The 2953-nt window shown below is 63.1% G+C and carries 4 protein-coding genes; all 4 read left to right on the forward strand.

Going from position 1 to position 2953, the window contains the following annotated elements; all coding sequences use genetic code 11:
- A partial coding sequence (locus I2E26_RS08265) for an L-threonylcarbamoyladenylate synthase (protein WP_195420351.1) occupies positions 1-261 on the forward strand: 261 nt, incomplete at its 5' end.
- Positions 262-309: 48 nt separating this feature from the next.
- Positions 310-1854, forward strand: a complete 1545-nt coding sequence (gene glpK / locus I2E26_RS08270) for a glycerol kinase GlpK (RefSeq protein WP_147587834.1) — start codon at positions 310-312, stop codon at positions 1852-1854.
- A gap of 68 nt (positions 1855-1922) precedes the next feature.
- Positions 1923-2414 (forward strand): ribose 5-phosphate isomerase B, encoded by a 492-nt coding sequence (gene rpiB, locus I2E26_RS08275; protein WP_195420352.1) that lies wholly within the window; start codon positions 1923-1925, stop codon positions 2412-2414.
- Positions 2415-2440: 26 nt separating this feature from the next.
- On the forward strand, positions 2441-2953 hold a 513-nt coding region (gene upp / locus I2E26_RS08280; protein ID WP_195420353.1), incomplete at its 3' end, for a uracil phosphoribosyltransferase.

Below are 2953 nucleotides of genomic sequence, written 5' to 3' on the forward strand. Positions count from 1 at the left end.
GTTGTAGCTGCTCTTATCGAGCGGTGCGGGTCTCCGCTTGCGGTGACGAGCGCGAATACGCATGGCCTGCCGGCTCCGAGCTCGTTTGCCGATGTCGAGGCACGCGTGCTCGAGGGCGTGGACGTCGCGATCGATGCCGGCGTTACGGCGTGCCGGGACGCCTCGAGCATCGTCGCGGTACGGGATGGAAGGCTGCAGGTGCTGCGCGAGGGGGCGCTCACCGCGAAGAAGCTGCTGACTATAGCGGGCGAGACCGCATAACGTGCGGACGTGCCCGCGAGGGATACGAAATAAGATGGAGTACGAGCGATGGCATTCACGTTGAAGGATCTTGGACTGGTAGACACGATGTATCTCCCCCAGGGCGGCAAGTACATCATGGCGCTCGACTCGGGTACCACATCGGTGCGCGCGATCATCGTCGACGAGTACGATTGCATCGTCGCACAGGCGTCGCGTGCCATCACGACGAGCTACCCCGAGCTCGGCTGGGTGGAGCAAGACCCTATGGAGATCCTTGCGTCGCAGATAGCGGTCATGATGGAGGTGCAGTTCAAGAGCGGTATCCATTCCGATAGTATCGCGGCTATCGGTATCACCAACCAGCGTGAGACCACCGTGGTATGGGATCGCGATAGCGGGCAGCCTATTTACAACGCTATCGGATGGCAGTGCCGCAGGACCGCGCCGATCGCCGATAAGCTCGTTCACGACGGCCTGACCGATGTGATTCGTTCGAAGACGGGCCTGAAGCCCGACGCGTATTTCTCCGCAACCAAGGTCAAGTGGATTTTGGACAACGTGGCGGGCGCTCGCGAAGCAGCCGAGGCCGGACAGCTCATGTTTGGCACCATCGACACATGGCTCATCTACAACCTGACGGGCGGCATGGTGTATGCAACGGATTACACCAATGCAAGCCGCACCATGCTCTTTAACATCCATACGCTCGAGTGGGACGAGGAGCTGCTGAAGATCTTCGATATCCCGCATTCGATGCTTCCCGAGGTGCGTTGGAGCTCTGGCGAGTTCGGCCGCGTCTCGAGCGAGATCATGACGCACACGCCGCCGATCACCGGCGTCGCGGGCGACCAGCAGGCATCGTTCTTCGGCCATTGCTGCTTCGAGCCGGGCGATACGAAGAACACCTACGGCACGGGTTGCTTCATGCTCATGAATACCGGCGACGAGGTCGTCGAATCTAAGAACGGATTGGTTTCGACGATCGGTATCGCCGAGAGCGGCCGCATCAGCTATGCGCTCGAGGGTTCCATCTTCCATGCCGGCAGCGTGATCCAGTGGCTGCGCGACAAGCTCGGCATCATAGCCGACGCGGGGGAGACCGCGGCGATCGCCCGGTCGATCCCGAACAACAAGGGCTGCTACCTCGTCCCGGCGTTCAGCGGGCTTGGAGCACCCTGGTGGGACCCGGATTCCCGTGGCTTGATCTGCGGCTTGACGGCGGCTTCTGATCGCGCGACCCTCGTGCGCGCGGCATGCGAGTCCATGGCCTACCAAACGTTCGACGTGCTCCGCGCGATGGAGATGGATGCGGGGCGCAAGCTCGAGTCTCTCTCGGTGGACGGCGCGGCTTCGCGCAACGAGTTCATCATGCAGTTCCAGGCCGACCTGCTGGGCATCTCGGTCGTGCAGTCCGAGAGCCTCGAGACTACGGCGCTGGGCGCCGCTTACCTGGCGGGCCTCGCGGTGGGCTACTGGGAGGATCGCGAGGAGCTGGTGCAGAACCGCGCTATTGGCAAATGCTTCCAGCCCGCGGGCAACCCTGTCGAGCTCGCCCGGGTGCTGTCCGGTTGGCACGACGCGGTGGCGCGCTCCCGTACCGTGTTACAGTAAGGCGCTATTCGACGGGCAAAATGGGTAGCCTGTCACTGTTGTTTATTTCATTCGAAAGGACGTTTTCAATGCGTATCGCACTTGGTTCCGACCATGCCGGCTTCGAGCAGAAGCAGATGCTCAAGGAGTATCTCGCCAACGAGCTCGGCCATGAGGTCATCGATCTGGGCCCCGACACCGACGACCGCGTGGATTACCCCGATTTCGGTGAGAAGGTCGGTCGCTGTGTAGCGTCGGGCGACGCCGACCGCGGCGTGTGCGTGTGCGGCACGGGCATCGGTATCGCCGTCGCCGCCGACAAGGTGGCGGGCGTGCGCGCCTCGTCTATCACGACGCCCGAGTTCGCCGATCTGTTCCGCCGCCATAACGACGGCAACGTTATCGGCCTCTCCGGTCGTTTCGTCGACCCCGAGGTGAACCGCGAGATCGTGAAGGTCTTCCTCACCTCCGAGTTCGAGGGCGGTCGCCATGCCGGCCGTGTCGAGAAGATCATGCAGCTCGATACCACCGGCAAGGCCGAAGCGGCCGATCAGCCCGGCGTCGAGCCGGCTGCCTGCTAAGCCAAGCGATCTGAACGGAGCATACTATGAGCGTTGCATTCGATACCTCGCGCGTCGTCGTGGTGGACCACCCCATGGTTCAGCACAAGCTCACCATCATGCGCGACCAGAACACGGGTTCCAAGCAATTCCGCGAGCTCGTGAAGGAGCTTGCGCTGTTCGAGGGGTACGAGGCTACTCGTGATTTCCCCCTGGAGGACGTAGAGGTCACCACGCCGATGTGCGCGACCGTGGCCAAGCGCATCGCCGGCCGCAAGGTTGCCATCATCCCCATCTTGCGTGCCGGCCTGGGTATGGTCGACGGCATGCTCGAGCTGATCCCCGCCGCGCGCGTGGGGCACGTGGGCATGTATCGCGATGAGGAGACGCACGAGCCGCACGAGTACTACTGCAAGGTGCCCGCCGATATCGACCAGCGCACCTGCTTGGTGGTCGACCCCATGCTGGCGACGGGCGGCTCCGCCACGGCGGCGATCGAGTATCTGCGCCGCCAGGGTGTGAAGGACGTCCGCCTGCTGGTGCTCATCGCGGCGCCCGAG

It is taken from the genome of Collinsella sp. D33t1_170424_A12 (genome assembly GCF_015554865.1).
Lineage (GTDB): Bacteria > Actinomycetota > Coriobacteriia > Coriobacteriales > Coriobacteriaceae > Collinsella.